This window comes from Zoogloea sp. GDB6 (genome assembly GCF_056724105.1).
The window spans coordinates 4123203-4144874 of sequence record NZ_CM161497.1 but is presented as its reverse complement, the minus strand read 5'-3'; the positions used below and the strand labels follow the sequence as shown (position 1 = coordinate 4144874).

Below are 21672 nucleotides of genomic sequence, written 5' to 3'. Positions count from 1 at the left end.
GTCTCTCCTTGTATTGGGGGGCGGCTTACTTGCCGAAGGGCAGCATGCGGCGCAGCGTGCTGTCCTTGTCGATGATGTGGTGCTTGAGGGCGCCGGCCAGGTGCAGGCCGACCAGGGTGATCAGCGACCAGCTGAGGACTTCGTGCATCTCCTCGAGCAGCTCACCCAGCTCCTTGTCCTTGCCGATCAGGTCGGGGATCGGCAGCACGCCGAAATACACCACCTGGAAGCCCTTGGCCGAGCTCATCAGCCAGCCCGACAGCGGTACCAGGAACATCAGCAGGTACAGCAGGTGATGGGTGCCCTCGGCGATCTTGTGCTGCCAGGCCGGCATCGGCAGCGGTGCCGGCGGGCGGTGGGTGAGGCGCCACAGGATGCGCGGCACGAACAGCAGCAGCACCGTCATGCCGATCCACTTGTGATACGAGTACAGCTTGAGCTTGGTGGGCGACAGGGTCAGCTCATGCATGTAGAGACCCAGCGGGAAGGCCGCCAGGATCAGGATGGCGATCAGCCAGTGGGCCGCGATGGCGGGGCCGGTATAGCGTTCGGTGGGTTTGTTCATTCTTATTGCTCCGTGCGGAAAGGGGACGCACTGCCTGTTTGCCACAGGTAAGCGTCCATCGCCAGACCGCCGTAGGTGTATTCCGGTTCCAGGCGGAGGGGGATTTCGTCCTTTTCTGCGGCGCCGAGGGCGACGAACAACGGCAGCAGGTGCTCCTCGCTGGGATGGGCATCGGCGCCATGAGGGGCGACGCGGCGGTAGTCCAGCAGGGTCGGGCGGTCGTCGCGGGACAGGGCTTCGCCGAGCCAGTCGGAGAAGATCCGCGCCTGCGGGACGGGCTGGCTGTTGGTGCCCCAGGTGAGCCAGCCGAAGTTGTGGGTCACGGCGCCGGAGGCGAGGATCAGCACGCCTTCGTCGCGCAGCGGACGCAGCGCGACGCCGAGGCGGCGGTGCCAGTCGGTGCCGGCGTAGGGCTGCAGCGCGAGCTGGACGACCGGGATGTCGGCTTGCGGGTACATGGCTTTCAGCGGAATCCAGGCGCCGTGGTCGAGGCCGCGGTCGGGCACTTCTTCGATCGGCAGGCCGGCGCCGGCGAGGAGTTCGCAGACCCGCGCGGCCACATCCGGCGCGCCGGGGGCCGGGTATTCCATCGCGTACAGGGCCGGCGGAAAACCGCCGAAGTCGTGGATGGTCTCCGGTGTCGCGGCGGTGCTGACGGTCGGCTGGCGGGCCGCCCAGTGGGCGGAGATCACCAGTACCGCGCGGGGCCGCGGCAGGTCCGCGCCGAGGCGTTCCCACAGGTGGACCGTGGCACCTGGGTTGAGCAGCACGTCGGGCGCGCCGTGGGACACGAAGAGGACGGGTTGGCGGGCGGTCATGAGGTGCTCCTCGGGGTGAAGTATTCGTGGATCATGCAGTCGAGGGACTTGGGCGGGTGGCCGACCAAGGCCGCGAAATCATTGCTGGTGCGCGCAAAGCGCCCCTCGGCGACGGCACGGAACAGGCTGCCGAGGGCGCTGGCCTGCCATGCCGGCAGGCCGGCCTGCTGCTGGGCGGCGACGTAATCGGCCTCGGCGATCGCCGTGTAGCGCAGCGGCCGGCCGCCGACCCGGGCGATCTTGCCGGCGATTGCCGCGTAGCCGCTGGCGACCTGGCCGGTGAGTTCATACACATGTTTCTCCAGGCGCGGGGCAAGGGCGGCGGCGGCCATGGCCTGGGCCAGCTCGTCGCGGGACACCAGGCTGACGATCCCTTCGCCGGCCGGCAGCGCCAGGATGCCGTCGTTCAGCGCCGGTCCGGCCAGTTGGGGCAGGTCGTCGGCGTACAGCGTGTTGCGCAGCACCGTGTGGGCGAGGCCGCTGTCGGCCAGGGCATTTTCGGCCTCCCGGTGCACCGCGGCACATTCGGCTGGCGAATCGGCGGCCACGTCCAGCAGGCTGACGTAGAAGACGTGCTGCACGCCGGCGTCGCGGGCGGCGGCGATGGCCTGGCGATGGCGGGCGATGCGCTGCGGCCGCGGGCCGTCGGTGGTGATCAGGATCAGCCGCTCGATGCCGGCGAAAGCGTCGGCGAGCGTGGCCGGCTGGTCGAAGTCCCCGTGGCGGATCTCCACGCCGCGGCTCGCCAGGTCGGCGGCCCGGGCGGGCTCGCGGACGCTCACCGCCAGCCGGCCGGTCACGGGGGCCGGGGAGCGGGCGATGAGGTGCTGGACGATGCGCCGGCCGAATCGGCCATTGGCGCCGCTGACGAGGATCACGGCAGTTCTCTCTTGTTGGTTGTTGGTTTGTGGAGCGAACTTTATGCTTCCGATTGGAACGGAAATAGCCTTTAATGGTGAAATGTTTGTTGCCTGATTTGAAACAATGGATCGTCTGCATGCCATGGAGGTGTTCGTCCGCGTGGCCGAGGCCGGCAGCTTTACGGCCGCCGCCGATCACCTGGGCCTGGCCCGTTCGGCGGTAACGCGCCAGATCGCTGCGCTGGAGGCCCACCTGGGCGTCAAGCTGATCGCCCGCAGCACGCGCAGCCTCAAGCTCACCTCGGCGGGGCTGGCCTACTTGGAACGCAGCCGGGAGATCCTCGATCTGGTCGGCGTCGCCGAGAGCGACCTGGCCGGTGGCGACCGCCGCCCGCGCGGGCCGATCCGCGTCAGCGTGCCGATGAGCTTCGGGGTACGCCATCTGGTGCCGCTGGTCGCCGATTTCGCGACCACTTATCCGGAGGTCAGCCTGGACATGGACTTCGACGACCGCCAGGTGAACCTCATCGAGAGCGGCCTGGACCTGGCCATCCGCATCACCACGCAGCTCGACCCGACCCAGGTGGCGCGGCGCCTGTCGGTGGCGCGGATGGTCACACTGGCCTCGCCGGCCTACCTGGAGCGGCACGGCTGCCCCCAGAAGCCGGAGGATCTGCTGGCCCACCAGTGCCTCGGTTACACCGGCACCGCCAAGGTCAGCTGGCCTTATCTGGTGGACGAGGAGTTGATCTGGGTGCCGGTGCGCTGCCGCCTGCAGGCCAACAGCGGCGATGCGCTGGTGGACATGGCCCAGCGCGGCCTCGGCATCTGCCGGCAGCCGAGCTTCATCGCCGCGCCCGCGATCCAGGCCGGTTTGCTGACGCGCATCCTGGCGGACTTCCCGGGGCCCGAGCTGGGGATCTATGCGGTCTTCCCGAGTAACCGCTATGTACCCAGCCGGGTACGTGCGCTGGCGGACTACCTTGCCGAGCGCATCGGCCCCGTGCCGTACTGGGACCAAAGCCTGCCGTAAGCGTCAAGCGCACGCGGATTGCCGCTCTCGGGAACTCTGCTATAACACCATCATGACCGGCCCCGACAGAGAGAATACGCATCCGCTTCAGGGGCGCTAGCGCCCATCCGCGGCCACCATGAGCGCCGGCCATGCTCCCTTCAGGGAAGGAGACGCATCCATGAAGCGCGCATATGTGGCCGCGTTTGCGGCTGTCGTGGCTGTTCTCGGTGGTTCTTATCTGGCATCCCGCGCCCCGGTTTTAGAGACCGGCTGGCCGCAGGCCCATGCGGACAATCCGGCTGCCGCAGCGCCGGCCGCGCCGGTTGCCGCCGTAGCCCCGCAACCCGATGCGGGCAGCGTGGATCAGGATGCGCCGTACCGGGAATCCTGTGCCCGCGAGGGGCTCAACGAGTCCGAATGCGTCGGTCGCCTGATCTGGTTCAAGGCCACAGCCGGCAACGACCGCTTCCACACCTATACCTTCCAGCAGCGCATTGGCGTGCTGGTGGACTGGTTCCGGGTGCTGCGCTCAGACCAGCGCGACGATCGCTTCTGGGCCTGGGGCATCATCAACGATCCTGCCTGTTGCAAGCCCGGCGATCCCAACTGTCCGGCCAAGTCGATGGAAGAGACTTACGGTTTCGACTGGTGTCCCGGCGACGACGTCCTGCTCAAGCATGTCGGCAAGGCGGATTACGTGGACCCGGCCTGCGGCCTGAAGGACGCCGCCCTCGACCCGGATGACCCGCACACCAAGGGGGGCACTCTCGACCAGCGCCACAGCGCCTGCGACCTGAAGTTCGGCACTTCGACTGGCGCGCTGGGCATCCGCAAGTTTCCCAACCCGCGCTTCGATGCGGCCAAGTGGAAGGCCGTCAACGGTGGCGTCGGCAGCTGGGCCGGCTTCGACCGCAAGATGGATGCGACCACCGGCATCGAGTCCGACAGCCGGGTCAGCAAGCTGGCCGATGCGTCCGTCGAGCCGCCCTTCCTGATCGGCACCTCCTGCGGCTCCTGTCATATCGCCTTCGATCCGCTCAACCCGCCGGCCGACCCGGCTCATCCGAAGTGGGAGAACATCAAGGGCCTGATCGGCAACCAGTACACCCGCATGTCCGAACTGCTCGGCTCGGGCATGCCCAAGTCGGCGCTCGAATACCAGATGTTCGCCCACGCCCGGCCTGGGGTGACGGACACCTCGGCGATCTCCCACGACCAGGTTAACAACCCGGGCACCATCAATGCGCTGATCAATGTGGCCCAGCGTCCGGTGTTCAAGGGCGACACCGTCACCAAGTGGCGCAAGGTGGCCGACTGCGGCGTGGAGAAGGATGAGTCCAAGTGCTGGTGTGAGCCCGGCCGGCAGGGCAAATGCTGGCAGTTCTCGACGCGCAAGGACGACACGACCACCGTACACCTGGGCGGACAGAAGGTCGTGCTGCCCGGCGTGCATCACATTCTGAAAGGCGGGGAAGACTCCATCGGTGCACTGGAGGCGATCCAGCGGGTGTATTTCAATATCGGTTCCTGCTCGGAGCAGTGCTGGGTCAATCACTTCAGCGACATGCGCCAGGTGGACCCCGAGCAGCGCGGTTTTGGCCAGACGCCCTTCAACATCGGCCAGTGCCGGCGCGATTGCCCGAACTTCCGGGCGGTGGAGGACCGTCTGCAGAACGTGTTGGACTTCTTCACGTCGGCCGAGTCGGATGAAATGGATCTCTTCGCGGCCCGCGCCAACGCACGCAAGCTGAAGAGCCCAGGCGCCGCCTATACCCGCGCCGACCTGACGGCCGACCTTGAAAAGGAGTTCGGCAAGGGCGCTGTGGCCCGCGGCCAGACGGTGTTCGCCGAGAACTGCGCACGCTGCCACTCCAGCATTCCCGAGGCGGACGGTGGGCCGTTCAAGAGCCGGGATTTCGCGGCGACCAACGACGCCCACCCGCGCAAGGTGCGCGCCGATTTCCTCGGTAACGACCAGGCTACGCCGGTGACCGAAGTCGGCACCTTCCCGTGCCGCGCGCTGCATTCCAACCATATGGCCGGCCATCTCTACCAGGAATACGCGTCGGAAACCCTGCGTGGCCGGCCCTCGGTGGCCGACCTGCCCCAGCGGGAAGACCTCAAGAACGGCGGGCGCGGCTACATGCGCAACATCTCGCTGGTGAATGTGTGGGCCACTGCGCCCTTCATGCACAACAACGCCATCGGGCCCGAGGTGTGCGGCAATCCGGCCAACAAGGACAACGACTTCCACCGCGCCCGTTATGCGGGGCCGGACAACAAACTGCTGGCCGAGCAGCCCGCCTGCGTGCGCTACGACCCCAGCGTGGAAGGGCGCTTCGATCTCTACAGGCGCTCCATGTTCGAGCTGTTGCACCCGAAGGAGCGGGGCCGCAAGGTGACGCTGACCAATGCCGATCTGATCGTCGATGTGGGTATCCGGCCGCTGGAGGGCAAGACCGAGAAGCCGCTGGGCGGCTTCGGCCAGGCGCGCATTCCGATGGGGGCGAGCGCCGGCTTCCTCAACGGCCTGATGCACAAGCAGCTGATCGGCGACCTCTTCCTCGCCAAGCGCGACCCGGCCCGGCTGGAGGCGGCCGGCAAGAAGGACCTGATCCCGACCTTGCAGGCGCTCGCCGACGACGTGTTGAAGAACCCGGCGCGCTTCGTGGAGATCCTGCGCGAGAAGCGGGATTTCCTCGCCGCCAACTACGTGACCTGCGACCAGCTCGTCGAGAACGAAGGCCATCGCTTTGGCGAGGACCTCAGCGAAGCGGACAAGAAGGCCATCACCGCCTTCCTCGCCACCCTGTGAGAGGAGCGTCGCCATGAAGACCTCGTCGATTGCCGCCGTCCTGTCCTTCTCCGCGGTGCTGGGCCTGAGTGCCTGCAGCAAGAAGGTGGAGGCGCCGAACATCCCGTTCGCGCCCTACGACAAGAGCTATTCCTCCAAGCTGGACATGGCCCAGGTGGATTATCTCTACCCGATCCCCACCGCCGAGCTGGCCAAGCTGACGCCGGACTATCTGGCTACGCTGGACCAGGAGCAGCTCGACCAGATCTACGCCCGCCTGACCGCCGGGCCGATTCCCGACGGCGCCTTCGACGGCCGCATCCTGTTGCCCAAGGGCAGCAGCGGCAAGTTCCGCCTGTCGGAGATCGTCGGCGGCTTTGCCGGCACCGCGCTCAACCTGAAGGGGCTGGTGCTGGAGGACGTCGGTGAGGCCCTGTGGCGCGGCAAGGTCTTCTACCGCCAGGAGCGCGTGCTGCGCAACCGTATCGAGGACCTGGCCGTGCTGAAGAAGATCGGCCTGGTGCAGGGCGAGCCGAAGAAGATGGACTTCAACGGCAAGCAGACCTGGCTGCTGTTCCCCGCCAAGCTGTACTGCGGGCAGAGTCTGCTGGATGCGCGGCGGGAGTCGATCATCATCGACTACTTCTTCACCGACGAGATCCCCGGCTACCAGGAGAACCCGGACTTCCTCGCCGGCCGGCGCGGGCTGCGGGTGCGCGACGAGATCCGCATGATCCGGCCCGGCTTCTACCTGGGGCGCGCCTACCTGGACAAGGGCTTCGCGCTCAACTTCACGCTCTACAACAAGGACATGGACGACAAGGGGCAGGAGGCCTTCGTGAAGACCGGCGCGGTGCAGGAGGATTGCTGGCCGGGCACCCAGCAGCGCAAGGTCCTCGCGTCGGCGGGGCGCTGAGGGGCGGCGACGTGGAGCACTGCAATGAACGGCCCCGTGCGCTGCTGCGCCCGCCTGGTGGGTCTGCTGCTTGCTGCCACGGCAAACATGGTCGCGGCGGGGCCGCCTGATACACCGCAGACCGGCGGGGCGACGGCCTGGGTCGTGAATCCGGCCGAGCCCGGCGCGCATCTGCCGCCGCTCGGCCAGTCCCTGTTCGACCGCCTGTTCGCGGAGGAGGGCGGGGCGCACGATTTGCCCTTTCCCTTTGAAAGATTGCTGGCGCGCGTCGACCGTGAATTGGCCCGGGACCCGGCCAGCGCGCTGCCGCCGGTGAAGCGCGTGCTCATCCCGCTCGGGCGCTCATTGCAGCGCACCGCCGCGGCGCCGGATTACTTTGACTACCCGCGGGTGGTCGTCGCTGTGGATTCGCCACCGGCCGCTGGCTCGCCCTTCCTGCTGAAGGACCGCCTCTACATCGGCTACCAGGAGAAGTCGGCGGTGCTGGAGGTGATCAGCTACAACGAGGCCGCCGGCCGCTTCGAGTTCCAGCTGGTCAAGGACTATCGCCCCGGCGGGCGGCCGCAGGTCTTCTACGCCAACCGCAACATCTGCTTCGCCTGCCACCAGAACGGCGCGCCGATCTTCTCCCGCGCGCTGTGGGACGAGACCAATGCGAACCCGGCGGTCGCCGCGCTGCTGGCGGCCAGCGGACGATCCTTCTACGGAATTCCGCCGCAACGCGGCGTGGACCTGCCCTATGCCATCGACAACGCGGTGCGGCGGGCCAACCGTTTTGCGCTGGCCCAGCGCCTGTGGCGCGAAGGCTGCGGCGACGGCGAGGCCGGGCGGCGCTGCCGGGCCGGCCTCTTCACTGCGGCGTTGCGCCTGCGTCTGGCGGACGGGCGCATGGCGGTGCCGGACGCCGCTTTCGAAGAGTCGGTCGGACGTCCGCTGCAGGCTACGGCGGCACGCCGGTGGCCGGCTGGGCTGGCCCTTGGACGCTCGGACCTGCCCAATCGCAACCCCTTGCAAGGTACAACCGACTGGCCGTCGGCGCCGTTGGAGCGGGTTGCCTTGTCCCATGTGCCGGCGCGCTTCGAGCCGCTGCTGCCGCGACCGGCAGAGGCCTGGTGGCGGGGCGACGCGCCGGAGGCCATCGCCGACGCGGTGGCCGGCGTGGCGGAGTTCGTCGAGGACGGCGACTGGCCGCGGCTGCAGGCCGCGTTGGGGCGGCGGGCCGCGCGTCTGCCACGTCGTGAGGTGACGCTGACTTGTGCCGCCGCGCCCGGTGGGTACGTGGCTGACTGCAAGGGTGAGGGCGGCGCTTCTTTGCGACTCGATCGGCAGACGGGCCGCGTCGAACGCCTCAGCCTGGCTGGCGAACCGCCGCTGCCGGGTTTTTCGTTGCGGGGGGCGCAGGGTGGCGTTCGCGTGGCCGGTGGAAACGTGCTTGAGGCGGTGGACGTGCGTGGCCTGCGCGATGGCGCCGGCCCCTTGCGGTTGCGCCTGCGTGCTGATGGACAGGTGGCCGAGGCGGTCTTGTTGGGGATCGCTGCAAGCTCGCAGGGGGAAAGCCTGCTGGATGCGCCGGCGATTGCCGGCAGCGGCTTGATCCGCGCGGTGCTGGCGCAACTGGGGGAGCCCGTCGCGGCGGCCCGGCTGCCGGTGCCGGCCGCGCCGCGCCTGGAACGCCCGGCCAGTCCGCCGGGGGCGGCGATGGGCGGGCCGGTGCGTCCGGACCTGGCCGGTTTCTACGCCTGGTGTGCCGCGTGCCACCTGAGCGCCGAGTCCTTTCCGCCGAATTTCCTGCAGGGGCCGGCAGCTGAGTTGGAGGCCCGCATCCGCCAGTGCGCGCCGCGGATCTATGTACGCCTGGCGATGGCGCGCCGCGGGCCGTCTGAGCGGGCGAAGACGCCGATGCCGCCGGCGAGCATGTTGCCAGCCTTCCGCAGCGATCCGGAGGCGTGGGCGAAGAGCGGCGACCGGGCCGCGCTGGAGGCGGTGGTGGCGGCACAGTTGCGTAGCGAATCCGGGCGGGAGCCGGACGTGGATAGCCTGTTGGCAGGGGGCTACGAAGCGCTGCGCCCCTGTCTGGCGCCGGTGGCCGAGGCGCGATAGACGACGAGGAGAAGAACATGACGACTCCAGCTGTACCGCTTGCCAGCCGTTGGCGCCTGCGCTTCATGATCCTGTTCACTTTGACCGTGCTGCTGCCGGCGACGGTGGGCCTGTGGCTGCTCGGCCGCTTCAGCGGCGACTCGCCTGTGGACTACGCCGACCCCGTCGAGCACTTCAAGTACGGTTCCACCGGCGGCGAGCATGAGATGGGGTTTCCGTACTGGATCTGGCGCGCGCTGCCGCAGGTGTGTGGGCAATACCTGCCGGGCAAGGGATATGAGTCCCTCGGCATGATCTACGAGAAGGGGCCGAACGGGCACCTCCGCGATCTGCCGGTGGGCACGTCGAAGCGGCGCTACCAGGGTATCGACCGGGTCTTCGTGAATTGCGCGGTATGCCATACCAGTACCGTGCGCAAGGCGCCGGATGCGCCAGCCCAGCTGGTGGTGGGCATGCCGGCGGCGTTGTTCGACATGCAGGCCTTCGAGACCTTCTTCTTCAAGTGTGCGGCGGACCCGAAGTTTTCCACGGAGTATCTGGTTCCCGAGATCCAGCGCCTCGGCGCCGGGCTCGACCTGCTCGACCGGGAGGTGGTCTATCCGGTGGCCATCGCCATCATGCGTGACCGGGTGCTGGCGCTGAAGGGGCGCTTCGAATGGGTGTTCGAGCAGCAGCCGTGGGGGCCGGGGCGGGTGGATACCTTCAACTCGGCCAAGGTGATCTTCAACTTCCCGATGCACCTGCTCGACCCGAAGGAGCTCGATGCGCCGGCGGACTTTCCGTCGATCTGGCTGCAGCGTCCGCGCCGGGAGCCGCGGATGATGGAACTGCACTGGGACGGCAACAACACCGACATGACCGAGCGTAACAAGAGCGCCGCCTTCGGCACCGGCACCACGCCGCCGACCATTGACCTGCCGCGCATCAAGCGGGTGGAGGACTGGATTCTCGGCGCCGAACCGCCGGCCTTCGGCAAGCTGTTCCCCATCGACCAGGCCCTGGCGGCCCGTGGCGCGCCGATCTACAAGGAATACTGTACGAGTTGCCATGGCGCGTCGGGGCGGGATTTCAGCGGCGACCTGGTTGGGCGCGTGACGCCCATCGCGCAGATTGGCACTGACCGGCGGCGGCTGGATTCCTATACCTACACACTGGCGGTCAACCAGGCGACGCTCTACGCCGGTTATCCGTGGCGCTTCACGACTTTCCACAAGACCTACGGCTACGCCAACATGCCGCTGGATGGCATCTGGCTGCGCGCGCCCTACCTGCACAACGGCTCGGTGCCCAGCCTGTTCGACCTGCTGCAGCCGGCTTCCAGGCGGCCGGCGGTGTTCTACCGGGGCAATGACGTGTTCGATCCGCTGAAGGTGGGCTTCGTGTCCGACCAACCGGAAATGGATGGCCGCAAGTTCTTCCGCTACGACACCCGCCAGCCCGGCAACGGCAATGGCGGCCACGAGGGGCGGGCCTACGGCACCGAGTTGCCGGAGGCCGACAAGGCCGCGCTGATGGAATTCCTCAAGACCTTCTGAACGGGAGCCTGCCATGCTTGCCGACCGTCGTGAAACCCGCCGCGCCTGGCTTCGCGCCGGCCTGTCCGTGTTGCTGCTGCTGATCGTCGCCGGCGCCTACGTCGCCTGGGATCGGGGTTTCCGTGAGGAGGCGCAGCCGGCCTGGGTCTTCGAGTCGCCGGAGATGCGCTTCAAGTACGGCTCCATCGGTGCCGAGCACGATGCGGGGATTCCGTACTGGATCTTCTACGTCTTGCCACGGGTCTTCCCGGAGAAATTCCGCCAGGATGGGCAGACCGTGCCGGGCGGTTACGCAGCCCTCGGCGTGTCGTGGGAGCAGGGCCAGGAACTGCCGGCCGGCTTCACCAAGAAGACCATCGGCTTTCCGCGGGTCGCCAACAACTGCGCTGCCTGCCACACCACCAGCTATCGTAAGAGCACGGATTCCAACCCGGTGTTCGTCGTCGGTGGGCCAGGGCATACCCTCAACATCGAGAACTTCTTCCGCCTGCTGATCGACTGTGCTGCCGATCCGCGCTTCGAGCCGGACATCCTTATGGCGGAGATCAACCGGGTGACCAAGCTGGATCTGATCGACAAGCTGCTGTACCGCTTCCTGATCATCCCGATCACCAAGAAGCGCCTGCTGGAGCGGGAGGCGCAGTTCGCGTGGATCTACCGCACGGACTTTCCGGAGTGGGGGCGCGGGCGCGACGACAGCATGAATCTCACCAAGTACTTCATGATCCGCGCGCCGATGGACGACACCTTCGGCCCGGGCGATATCCCGGCGATCTGGAACCTGGGCAAGTATCACGCCGAGCGCGGCCAGCTGCCCAACTACGCGGGCGACAGCCACGACGTGCGCTCGGTGATCATCGATTCGGCCCTCGGTGTGCTGGGTGCGCCGCCGGCCGACAAGGCGGATTTCCTCAAACAGGTGCAGTGGCTGCAGGATTACCTCTCCAGCCTGCAGCCGCCGCGCTACCCCTTCCCGGTCGATGCCGGGCGGGCGGCGGCTGGCAAGGTGGTGTTCGACGCCCAGTGCGCCCGCTGTCACGCCAGCGAACGCACCGGCACGCGCATCCCCCTCGACGAGGTGGGCACCGACCGGGCGCGCCTGGATACGTGGAACAAGGGTGCGGCGATCAAGGCCAACCAGGTCGTCACCGCGATGGGCATCCCACGCAAGGGCTTGGTCGAGGAGGACCTCAACGGTTACAAGATCCCCTTCCTCGACGGCATCTGGCTGCGCGCGCCCTATCTGCACAACGGCTCCGTGCCGACCCTGCGGGATCTGCTGGAGCCTGCGGCGGCCCGCCCGAAGATCTTCTGGAACGGTTACGACGTATACGACCCGCAGCGGGTCGGTTTCATCACCGACGGGGATGAGGCCCGGCGCGTCGGCACCCATTTCGATACCGCCGCCAAGGGCGGCGGAAACCAGGGCCACGAGTTCGGCAGCGTCCTGCCGGCAGGCGACAAGGAGGCGCTGCTGGAGTACCTGAAGACCCTGTGATCATTACTGACTGCGGGTACTGGCAGGAAACTCCGCCAGCGCCTAAGATGGCGCGGCTCGCCGGTGGCATCAGCGCCGACGAGCAAATCACAACAACATCATCAATTTCCTACCCCAGGAGTGCCTCCATGTCTTCTACCGTTACCCTTGGCGGAAACCCCGTCCCCGTTGAAGGCGATCTGCCCCAGAAGGGCCAGACCGCACCGGCCTTCACCCTCGTCGCCAAGGATCTGGCCGATACCCCGCTGGCCAGCTTCGCCGGCAAGCGCAAGGTGCTGAACATCTTCCCGAGCATCGACACGCCGACCTGCGCCACTTCCGTGCGCAAGTTCAACCAGTCCGCCAGCACGCTGCCCAACACCGTAGTGCTGTGCATCTCCGCCGACCTGCCGTTTGCCCAGTCACGCTTCTGCGGCGCCGAAGGCCTGGAGAACGTGGTGACCCTGTCCACCCTGCGTGGCAGTGAATTCATCAAGAACTACGGCGTGGCCCTGGCCGCCGGTCCGCTGGCCGGCCTGACCGCTCGCGCGGTGGTGGTGCTCGACGAGAACGACAAGGTCCTGCACAGCGAGCTGGTGCCGGAGATCAAGAACGAGCCCAACTACGACGCTGCGCTGGCCGCTCTGGGCTGATAGCTAGAAGGAAGAAGGAACGATGACGGAGACCGACACTCAACTGACCGAGGAACACATCACCGCGCTGGTGCATGGCTTCTATGCCCGGGCGCGGGCCGATGCGTTGATCGGCCCCGTCTTCGCTGCCGAGGTGGGCGACTGGGATCACCACCACCTGGTGATCCGTGCGTTCTGGTCCCGCGTGCTGTTGGGCACCGACCGTTACGGCGGCTCGCCCTACCCGGTGCATGTGCGCCTGCCGGTCAAGGCCGAACACTTCGACCGTTGGCTGGAACTGTTCCGCGAGGCGGCGGCGGAGTTCCTGCCGCCCGCCGCGGCGCAGACGGCCATCGAAAAGGCCGACATGATGGCCGCCAGCTTCAAGGCCGGGATGTTTACGCTGACCGGCCGGGACGCCTGAACCGGGCGCTTCAGCGTAAGGTCTCAGCTCAGCAGGTAGGCGAGGCCGACGATGATCGCCACCAGCGTGGCGATCAGTACCGCACCGGCCGCCACATCCTTGGCGATGCCGATCTCCGGGTGCTGGCCCGGATGGAGCAGGTCGGCGAGGGTTTCGATGGCCGTATTGGCCATTTCCGCAACGAGTACCAATCCAACCGCGAGGGCCACCAAGGCCCACCACAGCAGCGGCGCGCCGGTGGCTGCCAGGAAGGCGATGACGCCGAGCACCGCCAGGCCGTGCACGCGCATGCTGCGCTCCCGGCGGAAGGCCATGACGACGCCGTTCAGCGCGTAGCCGAAACGGCGGAAGAGGGCTTGTCCTTTCATGGACGGGAATTTATACGGAAAAGCGGAGCACTGTCAGGCGAATATCGAGATGAGGTTGCCGACCATTCCCTCGTTCAGCGTGGCGGCGATCGCGACGCTGGCCAGGGCAGGTTCGGCTTGCATGAGGCTCAGCCATTCTCCGGTCATGCTTGAAGGCAGGGTGCCTGCCAGAATCCCGGTGGCGGAGTAGATCCCGGACTCCAGGGACGTTTGCATCAAGGCTGCGAGAATCGACGACGCCGACTCGGACTGTCCGCCGCCTTGGGAATTCACGCCAGTGGGGAAGGCGCTGGTGAGCGTGCCCGCATCGGCAATCGAGTTGAACAGCGAGACGGGGTTGGTGCTGCTGGCGGCCAACTGATCCCCGTTCAGGGCGCCCAGCAATTGCGCCTCCGCCGACAGGGATACCACGGTACTGGAAAGGATCGGCGTGCTCGACGATGCAACGGCCCGCCCTGTCGTCTGAACCGGCAGGTAGTACGCGTTCAGTGGAAGGATGGAGGAAATCGTCGTCATCTGCGTCGCTCCCGTCCTGCGCTCTGGAGGGATGCATCCGTGCACACCCAGTATAGGTCGCAGATGGCGATTGCCCTGCCGGGCTGCATGGCTGCGGCGGCGGGGCGGATGTCTGGTGGGTCGGCGGACTGACGGAACCAGGGGACTGACGGATCTGGCGGCGCAGATTGGCGCCCGGAAATGAAAAACCCCAGCCGATTCCGGCTGGGGTTGATCTGGTGGGCCCGCAGGGGCTCGAACCCTGGACCAAAGGATTCGTCACACTGCGACTTTCGTCGCCGATGCGTCTGCCGTAGGGCAGGGCGTCTTGCGTGCGCTGGACTATCTCATCGCCTTCACGTCGGCAGCTGCATTGACGTGTTCAGGCGTCGGGCGCTCGTGGCGGTCATTAAGGGAACTCGATCCCTCCGCTAGTCTCTGCACCTTCCGGAGCTGTAGCTCCGGCTTGGCTCAGGGTTGCCATTCGCATTTTCATGCGGGCAGGGTTCCCTGAATTCACCCGATTTTTCAATCGCCGTTTCCGGCGAAAGTCACCATTGATGAGTCCTCTGCTCTAACCGACTGAGCTACAGGCCCGAAACCGCGATTCTAGCAGCTGCGCCCCATCGAGGCGAGGCCGCTACCCGTCGTTCGGCATAAAAGCGGACCGGACGACGGAGTGGTGCTGTATTACGCCTCGTTGTCGAGGAAGCTGCGCAGGCGCTCGGAGCGGCTCGGGTGACGCAGCTTGCGCAGGGCCTTGGCTTCGATCTGACGGATACGCTCGCGGGTCACGTCGAACTGCTTGCCGACTTCTTCCAGCGTGTGGTCGGTGTTCATCTCGATGCCGAAGCGCATGCGCAGCACCTTGGCTTCCCTCGGGGTGAGGGAGTCCAGCACTTCCTTGGTGGCGTCGCGCAGGCTGGAGTACAGAGCCGCTTCGGCAGGGGCCAGCGTGGCGTTGTCCTCGATGAAGTCGCCCAGGTGGGAGTCGTCGTCGTCGCCGATCGGGGTCTCCATGGAGATGGGTTCCTTGGAGATCTTGAGGATCTTGCGGATCTTCTCCTCGGGCATTTCCATCTTCTCGGCCAGCGTCTGCGGATCGGGCTCGTTGCCGGTTTCCTGCAGGATCTGGCGGGAGATCCGGTTCATCTTGTTGATCGTCTCGATCATGTGCACCGGAATACGGATGGTGCGGGCCTGGTCGGCGATCGAACGGGTGATGGCCTGGCGGATCCACCACGTGGCGTAGGTGGAGAACTTGTAGCCGCGGCGGTATTCGAACTTGTCCACGGCCTTCATCAGACCGATGTTGCCTTCCTGGATCAGGTCGAGGAACTGCAGGCCACGGTTGGTGTACTTCTTGGCGATGGAGATCACCAGACGCAGGTTGGCCTCGGTCATCTCGCGCTTGGCGCGGCGGGCCTTGGCTTCACCGGTGGACATCTGCTTGTTGATGTCCTTGAGTTCCTTCAGCGGGATGCCGATGCGTTCTTCCAGGTCGATCAGCTTCTGCTGCTCCTCGAGCACGGCGGGCTGCATGCGCATCAACACCGGCGCATTCTTCGGGCCGTTGGCGATCTCCTTCTTCAGCCAGTCGAGGTCGGTCTCGTTGCCGGGGAAGCTCTTGATGAAGTGGGGGCGCGGCATGCTGGCCTTGTCCACACAGAGATGCAGGATCTTGCGCTCGTGGGCGCGGGCCTGGTCCACCATGTGGCGCACCGCGTCGCACAGCCTTTCGGTGGTGCGGGCAGTGAAGCGGATATTCATCAGTTCGGTGGAGACCTGCTCCTGGTACTTCAGGTAGGTCTTGTCCTGGAAACCCTTCTTTTGCAGGGTGGAGGACATTTTCTCGTAAAGGTCGCGCAGCGTTGCGAAGCGCTCCAGCGCATCGGTCTTCAGCTTGATGAGGGAGGCCGACTGAGCACCGCCACCGCCGCCTTCATCCTCGTCTTCCTCTTCCTCGGCGTCGTTCACGTCGTCCAGGTCCTCGCTGTCGGCGAGCTCCTCGATCTCCTCGACGGCGTTGGGATCGATCAGTCCATCGATCAGCTCGTCGATGCGCATCTCGTCCTTGGAGATCTTGTCGGCGGCTTCGAGGATGTCGGCGATCGTCGTCGGGCAGGCGGAGATCGCCTGGATCATGTGCTTGAGGCCTTCCTCGATGCGCTTGGCGATCTCGATTTCGCCTTCGCGGGTGAGGAGCTCGACGGTGCCCATTTCACGCATGTACATGCGGACGGGGTCGGTCGTGCGGCCGAATTCGGAATCGACGGCTGACAGGGTCTGCTCGGCTTCGGCTTCGGCCTGTTCGTCGTCCACCACCGTCGGGGCGACTTCGGACATCAGGAGATCTTCGGCGGCCGGGGCCACGTCGAAGACCTGGATACCCATGTCGTTGAAGGTGGTGATGATGGATTCGATCTGCTCCGCGTCCACCAGGTCGTCGGGCAGGTGGTCGTTGATTTCGGCGTAGGTCAGGTAGCCCCGTTCCTTGCCGAGGGCGATCAGGCTCTTCAACCGGGTGCGGCGAACCTCGGCCTCTTCCGCCGAGGGGGCCTCGGCGATCATCGGGGCGAGTTTGTCCTTGACCTTCGCTGCTCGCGGCTTGGCTGGTGCTTTGCGCGGTTGTTTGGCTTTGTCGGTGGTCATGGCTATCCTCGATGTGTCGTCGATTGGCTCGCGGCGAATTTCGCGAAACCGAAAATTATATTACGAATCCGATGCTTTTGTGCGTACACGGAGTTTCTGTTTGTGCAGTAGTAACTCTGCGAGCTGTCTTCTTTCGGCCGGATTGAGGCCGCTTTCCCGATCCCGGGTGGTCAATGATTCGATCTGGTGGCTGACGGCGTCGGCTTCGAGCTTCTGGATCGTGTCGTTGAACAAGGGTTCAATCGTCGCGTCGTCGAAGGCCGTATCGGCCAACTGACCGGCGATCTTGGCCAGAAGTTCGGCGTGCGGGGTGTCCCGGTAGTGTTCGAGCAGTGCGCCGATGCCGTGGGTCGGCAGATCGCCGACGCTCATCGCGTCGGTGATGGCGATCAGGGCGCGGCCTTCCGGTGTGTCGTCGGGCAACAGGTCGATGGGCAGGCGGGCGGCCCACAGGGGGTGCTGAACGACGACCTTGAGCAGGGCTTCGACCGGGCTCTGGGGCGCCTGGCGCGGCGCCAGGCGTGGAAAGCCGGAACCGTTGCGACGTCCGCCACGGAAATTGCGCTCGCCGTTCCAGTCGTCGCCGAAACGTCCCTTGCCGCGAAAGCCGCGATCGAAGGGCGGGTTGTCGTCGAACTGGCGCGGGGCCGCGGCAGCCTTGATGCCGAAGGCCTGCTCGACTTCCGTCTGGGTGAAGCCCGCCGCTTCGGCGAGCATCTTGATGACCTGCAGGCGCAGCAGCGGGGCGCCGATGCGGGTGACCAGCGGTTTGGCCTCATGGACCAGCTTGGCGCAGCCTTCGGCGGTGGACAGATCGATGTCCTTCCTGAGTTCGGCGAGCAGGAACTCCGCCAGCGGCAGGGCGCCGTTCATCGCGGTCCGGAAGGCATCGGGGCCTTCGGCGCGCACGAAGCTGTCCGGGTCATGCTCCTCGGGGAGGAACAGAAAATTGATGGTCTTGTTGTCGGCCAGGTGCTCCAGGCTGACCTCGAGGGCCCGCCCGGCGGCGCGGCGCCCGGCGGCGTCGCCGTCGAAGCAGAATACGACCCGGTCGGTGAGGCGCAGCAGTTTCTGGATGTGGTGCGGCGTGGCGGCGGTGCCGAGGGTGGCGACGGCGTTGGCGACCCCGAACTGGGCCAGTCCGACCACGTCCATGTAGCCTTCGACGACGAGGACGGCACCCTGCTCGCGGATGCTCTGGCGGGCCTGCACGAGGCCGTAGAGCTCGCGTCCCTTCTCGAAGATCGGAGTTTCCGGCGAGTTCAGGTACTTGGGTTCGCCCTTGCCGAGAACGCGTCCGCCGAAGCCGATCACGTTGCCGCGCTGATCCTGGATCGGGAAGATGATGCGATCGCGGAAGCGGTCGTAGCGCCGCCCTTGTTCGTTCTCGAGAACCAGGCCGCATTCGAGGAGGCTGGCGACGCTGTAGTCGGCAAATGCGGCCTGTAGGGACTGCCAGCCTTCCGGGGCGTAGCCGAGGCCGTAGCGGGCGGCGATCTCTCCGGTCAGGCCGCGGCCCTTCAGGTAGTCGATGGCGATTGGGCTGCGCTTGAGCTGTTCCTTGTAGAAACGGGCGGCCTGGGCCATCTGCTCGGTGAGGGATTGCTCGCGGCTGCGGTCATGCTTGGGCGTGAAGTCGTCCTGGGGGACTTCCATGCCTACGCCGGAGGCGAGCTCCTTCACGGCATCGACGAAGCCGAGGCCGTTGTATTCCATCAGGAAGCTGATCGCGCTGCCGTGCACGCCGCAGCCGAAACAGTGGTAGAACTGCTTGGTCGGGCTGACGGAAAACGACGCCGACTTCTCGCCGTGGAAAGGGCAGCAGGCGAAATAATTCGCGCCTCCCTTTTTGAGCGGCAGGTAGCGTTCGATGACCTCGACGATATCGACGCGGGCGAGAAGATCCTGGATGAAGGATTGCGGAATCATGATCTAGGGCAGGCGCGCTGGCGCGCCGTCCCCATGAATCCTAGTTGCCGAGGTGGCTTTTCACCAGTTTGGAGACCTCGGCCATGTCGGCCTTCCCGGCCAGTTGCGGCTTGAGGACGGCCATCAGCTTGCCCATGTCGGCCGGGCCGCTGGCGCCAGTGCTGGCGACGGCTGCGTCGATGATCGCAACGATCTGTTCGGTGCTCAGGCCGGCGGGCTTGTAGGCGGTCAGCACGTCGATCTCGAAGCGCTCTGCGCTGGCCAGGTCGAAGCGCTGGGCAGCCTCGTATTGGGCGACGGAGTCGCGGCGCTGCTTGAGCATCTTGTCCACGACGGCGACCACTGCGGCGTCGTCCAGCTCGATGCGCTCATCCACTTCTTTTTGCTTGATGGCGGCGAGAAGCAGGCGAAGGGCGGACAGGCGGGCAGTTTCCTTGGCACGCATGGCGGCCTTCATGTCGTCGTTGATGCGGACCTTGAGAGACATGGGGGTTCCTTGCTGGAGGCGGCCCGTAGGCCGGTGGCGCCGGAGGGACGAGTGTTCGGCGCAACGAAAAGCACAAACGCCACGCGCTCGCGCAGAAGCGCGTATCGCGTGGCGATCGGGAAGCGTGTACTCGCGGGTGTTGCTTAGTACATCTTCGGGGGCAGGGTCTGGCTGCGGAGGCGCTTGTGATGGCGCTTGACCGCGGCAGCCAGCTTGCGCTTGCGCTCGGCGGTCGGCTTCTCGTAGAACTCGCGGGAGCGGAGTTCGGGCAGCAGGCCCACTTTTTCGATGGTGCGCTTGAAGCGGCGGATGGCTACTTCAAACGGCTCGTTTTCTTTGACGCGGATACCCGGCATTGCGTGCTTCCTTGAAAATTCTTTGGACGGAAAGAATAAGAGTATAACCAAGTCGACTGGGTCTACCAAGTCCACTTTTCGCTTTGTCGTTCGTGGCAGGGTAAAATCCCGGTTTTTCCGCGGACCTCGCAATGCTTGTTCTGGGTATCGAATCCTCCTGCGACGAGACGGGTGTCGCGATTTACGACACCGACAAGGGCATGTTGCTGGCCCATCGCCTGCACTCCCAGATCAATCTCCATGCGGCCTATGGCGGCGTGGTGCCTGAACTGGCGTCCCGCGACCATATCCGGCGTCTGCCGCTGCTGTTGCGGGAGACCCTCGACGCGACGGGGCTGGGCATGGGCGATATCGACGCGATTGCCTACACTGCCGGTCCGGGGCTGGCTGGCGCGCTGCTGGTTGGTGCGAGTGTCGCCGAAGCCCTAGGGGTGGCGCTGAATGTGCCTGTTCTGCCTGTGCATCACCTGGAAGGGCATCTGCTGTCGCCGCTGCTGTCGGCCGATCCGCCCACCTTTCCATTCGTAGCTCTGCTGGTTTCTGGTGGGCACACGCAGTTGATGCGGGTGGCCGGCGTTGGCGACTATGTGCTCCTCGGCGAGACTGTCGACGATGCGGCGGGGGAGGCCTTCGACAAGACGGCCAAGCTCATCGGTCTGGGTTATCCCGGCGGGCCGGCGCTTGCGAAGCTGGCGCTGCAGGGGACGCCCGGTCGTTTCAAGCTGCCGCGTCCCATGCTGCACAGCAAGGATTTCGATTTCAGTTTCAGTGGACTGAAAACGGCAGTGTTGACGGCCGCAACGGCGCCGGATTTCCGTGAGGAGGATAAGGCCGATCTGGCGGCGGAGTTCCAGGCGGCGGCGGTGGAGGTCCTGGTCGCCAAGTCGATGGCGGCCATGCGCCATACCGGTCTGAAGCAGTTGGTCGTGGCTGGCGGGGTCGGTGCGAACCAGGTGTTGCGGGTTCAGCTGGATGCGGCCGCTGCAAAGCGGAAGGCCAGGGTGTATTACCCCGAACTGGAGCTGTGCACCGACAATGGGGCGATGATCGCATTTGCCGGCGCACTGCGCTTTGCGGCAGGGGAGCAAGGCGGCGATGGAAGCGGCCGCTTTGCGGTTCGGCCCCGCTGGAGCCTGCAGGAGATCGTTCAGCCCGTCGTGGCCTGAGTCGTGGGTTTCAGGCCGATTTCTTTTTGCTGCCGATACGCCCTTCCTGACCGGCGCGCAAACGTTTGATGTTGTCCTTGTGACGCCAGATCAGTAGGGCGGACATGCAAGCGATGGCGATGATCCAGATGTTGTCGAGCCCGAGCAAGGCGCTGAACAGGGGGGCTGCCAGTGCTGCGCTCAGGGCTGCGAGGGATGAATAACGGAAGGTGAAGGCCACGAAAAGCCATGTGCCGAGGGTGGCGAGCCCGAGCCAGCCGCTGGCTCCGAGCAGAACGCCGGCGGCAGTGGCGACGCCTTTGCCGCCCTTGAAACCCAGGAATATGGGGAAGAGGTGGCCGAGAAAGGCGACGAGGCCTGCCGCCGCGATGGCTGGCACGTCCAGTCCCTGAGAGGCGGCAAAGGACGCAGCCAGCGTGACCGCCAGCCAGCCTTTGAAGGCATCACCCAATAGCGTTAATGCGGCGGCGAGTTTGTTGCCGCTGCGCAGGACATTGGTGGCGCCAGGATTGCCGGAGCCGTAGGTGCGAGGGTCGGCCATGCCGAAAAGTCGGGAGACGACGACCGCGAAGGGAATGGAGCCGAGCAGATAGGCGGCGGCAAGCAGAAGCGCGAGTTGCATGTTGTTTTGGGCGCTGACCAGGGTGGGCGCAATTTTAGCTTGGACGAATGATGGATTTTATTTTTATCGAGGCATTGAGGGTGAAATCCCGTGTCGGGATTTATCCGCGCGAGAGAGTGGCCGCGCAGACGCTGGAGCTGAATCTCACTTTCGGGGTGCCGGATGCGGCTGCGGAGCATGATGACATTGCCGACACTATCGACTACGCAAAGGTGATCGAACGGATCCGCAATGAGTTGGCCGTTCGGCAATTCAATCTGATAGAAACGCTAGGCGAATTCATCGTCAATTTGCTGTTTGATGAATTCGGAGCCCCGTGGGTCAAGCTCGCCATAGCGAAGATCGGGGTAATGAAGGACGTGAAGCGTGTGGGCGTATTCATTGAGCGCGGCCGCGACGGACTGGCGCCGCCGCCACACTCTCCGACCGCGGGTTTGCCGCATTGAGCATGCGGCAAACCC

At 65.8% G+C, this 21672-nt stretch carries 20 protein-coding genes; 10 read left to right on the top strand and 10 right to left on the bottom strand.

The window, feature by feature from the left end; translation table 11 throughout:
- Positions 1-25: 25 nt before the first annotated feature.
- Genes AC1PQG_RS18865 through AC1PQG_RS18855 form a run of 3 tightly spaced genes read right to left on the bottom strand, consistent with a single transcriptional unit; the run spans position 26 to position 2261 of the window.
- Entirely contained in the window at positions 26-565 is a 540-nt protein-coding gene (locus AC1PQG_RS18865; RefSeq protein WP_481119332.1) for a cytochrome b, read from the bottom strand.
- A 2-nt stretch (positions 566-567) separates the two neighbouring features.
- A complete protein-coding gene (locus AC1PQG_RS18860) occupies positions 568-1383 on the bottom strand; it encodes a DODA-type extradiol aromatic ring-opening family dioxygenase (RefSeq protein WP_481119331.1) in 816 nt (271 codons plus the stop codon).
- On the bottom strand, positions 1380-2261 hold the full coding sequence (locus AC1PQG_RS18855) for an SDR family oxidoreductase (RefSeq protein ID WP_481119330.1): 882 nt from the start codon (positions 2259-2261) through the stop codon (positions 1380-1382). Before AC1PQG_RS18855 ends, AC1PQG_RS18860 begins: the two co-directional genes overlap by 4 nt.
- Before the next feature lie 106 nt (positions 2262-2367).
- On the opposite strand from AC1PQG_RS18855, the gene AC1PQG_RS18850 reads away from it, so the two are divergent.
- The 8 genes from AC1PQG_RS18850 to AC1PQG_RS18815 all read left to right on the top strand — a co-directional run bounded on the left by AC1PQG_RS18850 (position 2368) and on the right by AC1PQG_RS18815 (position 13136).
- A complete protein-coding gene (locus AC1PQG_RS18850; RefSeq protein WP_481119329.1) occupies positions 2368-3276 on the top strand; it encodes a LysR family transcriptional regulator in 909 nt (302 codons plus the stop codon).
- Between the two features lie 160 nt (positions 3277-3436).
- The gene (locus tag AC1PQG_RS18845) at positions 3437-6073 is read left to right on the top strand and encodes a cytochrome c (RefSeq protein WP_481119328.1); all 2637 of its coding nucleotides are present in this window, start codon (positions 3437-3439) and stop codon (positions 6071-6073) included.
- Positions 6074-6086: 13 nt separating this feature from the next.
- Positions 6087-6968: a hypothetical protein gene (locus tag AC1PQG_RS18840; RefSeq protein ID WP_481119327.1), complete on the top strand. Its 882-nt coding sequence runs from the start codon at positions 6087-6089 to the stop codon at positions 6966-6968.
- Positions 6969-6992: 24 nt separating this feature from the next.
- The gene (locus tag AC1PQG_RS18835) at positions 6993-9068 is read left to right on the top strand and encodes a hypothetical protein (protein ID WP_481119326.1); all 2076 of its coding nucleotides are present in this window, start codon (positions 6993-6995) and stop codon (positions 9066-9068) included.
- A 17-nt stretch (positions 9069-9085) separates the two neighbouring features.
- Positions 9086-10603 carry a c-type cytochrome gene (locus tag AC1PQG_RS18830; RefSeq protein WP_481119325.1) on the top strand — a complete coding sequence of 506 codons (1518 nt, stop codon included), beginning with the start codon at positions 9086-9088 and terminating at the stop codon, positions 10601-10603.
- A gap of 13 nt (positions 10604-10616) precedes the next feature.
- Entirely contained in the window at positions 10617-12101 is a 1485-nt protein-coding gene (locus tag AC1PQG_RS18825) for a c-type cytochrome (RefSeq protein ID WP_481119324.1), read from the top strand.
- Positions 12102-12229: 128 nt separating this feature from the next.
- Positions 12230-12733 carry a thiol peroxidase gene (gene tpx / locus AC1PQG_RS18820; RefSeq protein ID WP_481117683.1) on the top strand — a complete coding sequence of 168 codons (504 nt, stop codon included), beginning with the start codon at positions 12230-12232 and terminating at the stop codon, positions 12731-12733.
- A 22-nt stretch (positions 12734-12755) separates the two neighbouring features.
- A complete protein-coding gene (locus AC1PQG_RS18815; RefSeq protein ID WP_481119323.1) occupies positions 12756-13136 on the top strand; it encodes a group III truncated hemoglobin in 381 nt (126 codons plus the stop codon).
- A 23-nt stretch (positions 13137-13159) separates the two neighbouring features.
- Here the strand turns inward: AC1PQG_RS18815 and AC1PQG_RS18810 are convergent, their stop codons facing one another.
- The 6 genes from AC1PQG_RS18810 to rpsU all read right to left on the bottom strand — a co-directional run bounded on the left by AC1PQG_RS18810 (position 13160) and on the right by rpsU (position 19423).
- A complete protein-coding gene (locus tag AC1PQG_RS18810) occupies positions 13160-13504 on the bottom strand; it encodes a diacylglycerol kinase (protein WP_481119322.1) in 345 nt (114 codons plus the stop codon).
- Positions 13505-13537: 33 nt separating this feature from the next.
- Positions 13538-14020, bottom strand: coding sequence for a hypothetical protein (locus AC1PQG_RS18805; protein WP_481119321.1), 483 nt, complete (start codon positions 14018-14020; stop codon positions 13538-13540).
- A 669-nt stretch (positions 14021-14689) separates the two neighbouring features.
- Positions 14690-16651, bottom strand: a complete 1962-nt coding sequence (gene rpoD / locus AC1PQG_RS18800; RefSeq protein WP_481119320.1) for an RNA polymerase sigma factor RpoD — start codon at positions 16649-16651, stop codon at positions 14690-14692.
- A gap of 60 nt (positions 16652-16711) precedes the next feature.
- A complete protein-coding gene (gene dnaG / locus AC1PQG_RS18795; protein ID WP_481119319.1) occupies positions 16712-18580 on the bottom strand; it encodes a DNA primase in 1869 nt (622 codons plus the stop codon).
- Positions 18581-18620: 40 nt separating this feature from the next.
- Positions 18621-19067: a GatB/YqeY domain-containing protein gene (locus tag AC1PQG_RS18790; protein ID WP_481119318.1), complete on the bottom strand. Its 447-nt coding sequence runs from the start codon at positions 19065-19067 to the stop codon at positions 18621-18623.
- A gap of 143 nt (positions 19068-19210) precedes the next feature.
- Complete coding sequence (rpsU, locus tag AC1PQG_RS18785; protein WP_079432811.1) at positions 19211-19423, bottom strand: 30S ribosomal protein S21; 213 nt, start codon at positions 19421-19423, stop codon at positions 19211-19213.
- 131 nt (positions 19424-19554) lie between these two features.
- Between rpsU and tsaD the strand changes: the two genes are divergently transcribed.
- Positions 19555-20589: a tRNA (adenosine(37)-N6)-threonylcarbamoyltransferase complex transferase subunit TsaD gene (tsaD, locus tag AC1PQG_RS18780; RefSeq protein WP_481119317.1), complete on the top strand. Its 1035-nt coding sequence runs from the start codon at positions 19555-19557 to the stop codon at positions 20587-20589.
- Between the two features lie 10 nt (positions 20590-20599).
- Here tsaD and plsY read toward each other — a convergent pair whose 3' ends face one another.
- Positions 20600-21211, bottom strand: coding sequence for a glycerol-3-phosphate 1-O-acyltransferase PlsY (gene plsY, locus AC1PQG_RS18775; protein WP_481119316.1), 612 nt, complete (start codon positions 21209-21211; stop codon positions 20600-20602).
- A 50-nt stretch (positions 21212-21261) separates the two neighbouring features.
- On the opposite strand from plsY, the gene AC1PQG_RS18770 reads away from it, so the two are divergent.
- Positions 21262-21657 (top strand): dihydroneopterin aldolase, encoded by a 396-nt coding sequence (locus AC1PQG_RS18770; protein ID WP_481119315.1) that lies wholly within the window; start codon positions 21262-21264, stop codon positions 21655-21657.
- The last annotated feature ends 15 nt before the right edge of the window (positions 21658-21672 follow it).

What these genes read in the sequence shown, in the direction of transcription:
- AC1PQG_RS18865 (WP_481119332.1), bottom strand. Translation starts at nt 565, where the DNA reads ATGAACAAACCCACCGAACGCTATACCGGCCCCGCCATCGCGGCCCAC.
- tsaD (WP_481119317.1), top strand. Translation starts at nt 19,555, where the DNA reads ATGCTTGTTCTGGGTATCGAATCCTCCTGCGACGAGACGGGTGTCGCG.
- AC1PQG_RS18815 (WP_481119323.1), top strand. Translation starts at nt 12,756, where the DNA reads ATGACGGAGACCGACACTCAACTGACCGAGGAACACATCACCGCGCTG.
- AC1PQG_RS18840 (WP_481119327.1), top strand. Translation starts at nt 6,087, where the DNA reads ATGAAGACCTCGTCGATTGCCGCCGTCCTGTCCTTCTCCGCGGTGCTG.
- AC1PQG_RS18805 (WP_481119321.1), bottom strand. Translation starts at nt 14,020, where the DNA reads ATGACGACGATTTCCTCCATCCTTCCACTGAACGCGTACTACCTGCCG.
- tpx (WP_481117683.1), top strand. Translation starts at nt 12,230, where the DNA reads ATGTCTTCTACCGTTACCCTTGGCGGAAACCCCGTCCCCGTTGAAGGC.
- AC1PQG_RS18845 (WP_481119328.1), top strand. Translation starts at nt 3,437, where the DNA reads ATGAAGCGCGCATATGTGGCCGCGTTTGCGGCTGTCGTGGCTGTTCTC.
- AC1PQG_RS18810 (WP_481119322.1), bottom strand. Translation starts at nt 13,504, where the DNA reads ATGAAAGGACAAGCCCTCTTCCGCCGTTTCGGCTACGCGCTGAACGGC.
- AC1PQG_RS18770 (WP_481119315.1), top strand. Translation starts at nt 21,262, where the DNA reads ATGGATTTTATTTTTATCGAGGCATTGAGGGTGAAATCCCGTGTCGGG.
- AC1PQG_RS18825 (WP_481119324.1), top strand. Translation starts at nt 10,617, where the DNA reads ATGCTTGCCGACCGTCGTGAAACCCGCCGCGCCTGGCTTCGCGCCGGC.
- AC1PQG_RS18830 (WP_481119325.1), top strand. Translation starts at nt 9,086, where the DNA reads ATGACGACTCCAGCTGTACCGCTTGCCAGCCGTTGGCGCCTGCGCTTC.
- rpoD (WP_481119320.1), bottom strand. Translation starts at nt 16,651, where the DNA reads ATGACCACCGACAAAGCCAAACAACCGCGCAAAGCACCAGCCAAGCCG.
- rpsU (WP_079432811.1), bottom strand. Translation starts at nt 19,423, where the DNA reads ATGCCGGGTATCCGCGTCAAAGAAAACGAGCCGTTTGAAGTAGCCATC.
- AC1PQG_RS18860 (WP_481119331.1), bottom strand. Translation starts at nt 1,383, where the DNA reads ATGACCGCCCGCCAACCCGTCCTCTTCGTGTCCCACGGCGCGCCCGAC.
- dnaG (WP_481119319.1), bottom strand. Translation starts at nt 18,580, where the DNA reads ATGATTCCGCAATCCTTCATCCAGGATCTTCTCGCCCGCGTCGATATC.
- AC1PQG_RS18790 (WP_481119318.1), bottom strand. Translation starts at nt 19,067, where the DNA reads ATGTCTCTCAAGGTCCGCATCAACGACGACATGAAGGCCGCCATGCGT.
- AC1PQG_RS18850 (WP_481119329.1), top strand. Translation starts at nt 2,368, where the DNA reads ATGGATCGTCTGCATGCCATGGAGGTGTTCGTCCGCGTGGCCGAGGCC.
- plsY (WP_481119316.1), bottom strand. Translation starts at nt 21,211, where the DNA reads ATGCAACTCGCGCTTCTGCTTGCCGCCGCCTATCTGCTCGGCTCCATT.
- AC1PQG_RS18835 (WP_481119326.1), top strand. Translation starts at nt 6,993, where the DNA reads ATGAACGGCCCCGTGCGCTGCTGCGCCCGCCTGGTGGGTCTGCTGCTT.